We start from the raw sequence: 3617 nt of genomic DNA on the forward strand, positions 1-3617 counted from the left end.
CGTTCGCCGACCAGCGCCGCGGCCACATAGGAAAGCGGCGTCAGGTCGCCGCTTGCGCCCACCGAGCCTTCCGATGGAATGCGCGGCAACACGCGGTGATTGATCAGATCGGCAAGGCGTTCGAGCAACACGGTACGCACACCTGAAAAACCATATGCGAGCGAGTTCAGCCGCGTGGCGATCACGGCGAGCGCCTGTGCATCGTCGAGATGCTGGCCCATGCCGCAACCGTGATAACGCGTGAGCTGCAACGGCAATGCTTCGATGAGTTCCGCCGGTACATCGACGACACAGGCATCGCCGTAACCGGTGTTCACGCCATACACGGTCCTGCCTGCAGCAAGATGCTGGCGCAGGAATTCGGCCCCGCGTTCGATGCGCGCGCACCATTCGGGATCGGTGTTCAGCGCGACTGGCGCGCGGTGCTGCGCGATCGAAACGATCTCTTCGATCGTCACCCGGCGCCCGCCTATGGAGACGGTCTTCGCATGATTCCCGGCGTGGCTGATCAAATCACTTTCGGCCATTCGCGCCTCTCTCGGGACGCGCCCAGAAATCGAAAAAATTGAACCATTGATAAGGTGCCTTGTGGCAATAGTGTTCGAGACGCGTCGCGTAGCGTTGCGCCCACGCGGCGAGATGCTGCGCACGTTCCCGGCGCGGCAACTCGATACGCTCGGCGAACGGCTCGAAATAAAGGTGGTATCCGGTGCGTTCTTTCAGGCAGAAAAACAGGTAGACGGGACAGCCCAGCGCGTGAGCCAGCACGTAGGGACCCTGCGCGAACGGCGCGGCCGCGCCGAGAAACTGGGCGCTGGTCGTGCGGCCCGCGTCGTGAGCGGGCACACGGTCACCCACGATCACCAGCAACTCGCCGGCATCGACACGCTCCTGCATCATCATCGCCGTCGCCGGCCCGAAGTCGCTGACCTCGACCAGGCGCTGTGCAAAGTCGCTATTCGCCGATGCCAGCACGCTGTTGAACCGGCGCGCGTGTTCCGTATAGACAATGGCCGTGACCTTTTTATGCGCGCCGCGTGCCGCGAGCGCGCGCGTCATCTCGAGATTGCCGAGATGCGCGCCGATCACCAGTGCGCCACGGCCACTGCTGGCAAGTGCTTCGAACGCGCTCGGGTCATCGAAGACGATGTCCGATACGTTGACGCGGCCCGACCACGCGCCGAGCTTGTCGAATCCCGATTGCGCGAACGCCAGCATGTGCCGGTAAGCGGACAACCATCCGGGACGCGGCCTGCGAGCCCCCGGCGCGGTGTTGGCAAGGTGCGTGAAATAGTTCACTGACGCTGACCGCGCAAGGTGTCCCGTCAGCAGGAAATAGACCACGACCGGATGCAGCCAGAGTGCGGTGAAACGACGCCCAAAAATCCGGCAACTGAGTGCGAGCAAGGACATCCCGAGATGGCTGCCACGTTCGGCGATACGCGACCAGTGTTGGGGTTGTTTGCTTGCGGAATCGATCGTGGCATCGTTCGCTCGGTGCGGCGTGAGCTTGTGCGCAAGGAGCACGGGCAACCGCCACAGCATCCCCGCGACGAGCCGCGTATGGCTGCCGGTGATGCGCACGTTGTCCCACAGCACGTCGAAATGCGAGACACCGTCGGCGGCGTACGTGACGCGTGTGGGAATCGAACGAAACACCATCCGACGCCAGTGAAGCCGGACCAGGATTGCTATGTCGAAGTCCATGCGCGTCGGCAAATTCCCGTCGTCAATCAACGCACAGACGGCGTCGAGCGGATAGAGACGGAAGCCGCACATCGAGTCGCGAATGGTGAACGACAGCGTTTCGATCCAGACCCAGACGTGGGTCAGATAGCGGCCATAGAGACGCGACTTGGGCACGCTCTCGTCGTAGACCGGACGGCCCAGGATGACGGCGTTCGGCTCGGCCGTTGCCGCTTCGATAAAGCGCGGCACGTCGGCGGCGTCGTGCTGGCCGTCGGCATCGATTTGCAATGCATGCGTAAAGCCATCCGTTCGCGCGGCGCGCAGGCCGGCCATCACGGCCGCGCCCTTGCCGCCATTGATAGGAAGCCTCAGGAGTGTGACCTTGCCTGCGTGGTGGCTGGCTAAAGCCGAGAGCACCTGTTGCGTGGCTTCGTCGCTGCCATCATCCACGACGTAGATCGGCAGCGCGTGCGCGAGCAGTCGCGCAACAGTGTCACCAATGACGTCCTTGTGGTTGTAGATCGGAATGACAATGCACGCATTGAAGTGTGTGTCTGGGTGCCTAGCGGAGTTCATTCAGCGCTCCGATAAACAATCACGCCCGATGCACACTCACGTCCGTCACTGCTATCACGTCCATTGCCAAGCCGATACGCAAACTGCACGCGCCGCCGCGCGGCGTCGTGTGTCAGCTTCAACGTCAGCAGCGCGCCGGGTCCGACGGGCGCCTTGAATTTGAGGCGATCGATCGAGGCAACCTCGCGAACACCCGCAATGTGCCCGGCCGCAAGACGTATCGCCCAGTCGACCTGCACCACGCCCGGCAAGATCGGCAAGCCCGGAAAATGGCCTGCGAAATGCACGAGGGTCGGCGGCACGCGCAGATCGAAGAGCAGCTCGTTAGCATTCATGGCGTGAGCTTCGGCCATCACTTCAACGCCGTCCGGGCGCGCGGTGAAGGCGGCAGTTACGGTGCTAACCGGAAGCTTGCCGCGCTCATCGAACGGAAGCGTCAGCCTGAAACGCCAATGGCGCGGCAGCACGCCAATATCGAAGTAAGCAGCGAGATGACGCCGCAAAGTCCTTGCAAGCGCCACGCGGCCATCGGCATATATCGCATCATTACCGTCCCCGGACAGCGCGACCAAAGCGCCAATCCGCTGCCGTGCCGATGACTCTCCTTCGAGCACCACGACGACCGCACGCGCCACGTACGGATGCAGCGCGAGACGCGCTTCGAGTTCCGGCAGCGACACGCGCTTGCCGTCGAGCTTGATCACGCGATCGACACGGCCTGTCAAGCGGAACCGGCCGTCGGTATCGAAGGCGATCGTGTCGTCCGTACGATGCCAGTCGTCATGGCCCAGATGCGGCGAACGGACGTCGAGCGTACTGTCGGTTCCGCGTCGAATCTCGATGCCCGGCAACGGCTGCCATGCGGACGAAACCGCTGACGAAACATCTTGCCTGCGCCACGCAATGCCGCCCGTCTCCGTACTGCCAAAGATCTCGACCGGAGCGGTATCGAATGCGTCGGCGTACTCGTTCGCCGTTTCCGCTGCGAGTGGACCGCCCGACGAAAAAAACACGCGCGGGGCCGGCTTAAGCGATCTGAAACCTTGCAGCGCGGGCCAGCGTGACAATTGCGCGGGCGTCGATACGACGAGCGCCGCGCCGCACTGCGACAAGCGTGCTTGCAAATGTTGCGGATCGAGAATGAGCGCGCGGTCGAACGGCCGACCGGCTGCGAGCGGCCATAGCAGGCGAAATAGCAAGCCGTAGATGTGGTGATGCGGCACGCTGCCAAGCACGGTCGCCGATCCCGCGAGGGTTCCCCACTGCGCTTCGAGCGTATGGACTTCGGCGTTGAACTGCGCGAGCGTCTTGTGGATTGGCTTGGGTGCGCCGCTGCTCCCTGAGGTATAGAG

At 63.1% G+C, this 3617-nt stretch carries 3 protein-coding genes; all 3 read right to left on the bottom strand.

Annotated elements, in window-relative coordinates; translation table 11 throughout:
- The coding region (locus WCA53_RS14980) for an aromatic amino acid lyase (RefSeq protein WP_423911600.1) at positions 1–527 on the bottom strand (527 nt) is incomplete at its 3' end.
- Positions 514–2265, bottom strand: a complete 1752-nt coding sequence (locus WCA53_RS14985) for a glycosyltransferase family 2 protein (protein WP_423911602.1) — start codon at positions 2263–2265, stop codon at positions 514–516. The genes WCA53_RS14985 and WCA53_RS14980, both read right to left, overlap by 14 nt.
- Positions 2262–3617: AMP-binding protein (locus WCA53_RS14990; RefSeq protein ID WP_423911604.1), on the bottom strand; the 1356-nt coding region annotated here is incomplete at its 5' end. The genes WCA53_RS14985 and WCA53_RS14990, both read right to left, overlap by 4 nt.

This window comes from Caballeronia sp. (assembly GCF_049581465.1).
In the GTDB taxonomy this organism is placed as follows: Bacteria; Pseudomonadota; Gammaproteobacteria; order Burkholderiales; family Burkholderiaceae; genus Caballeronia.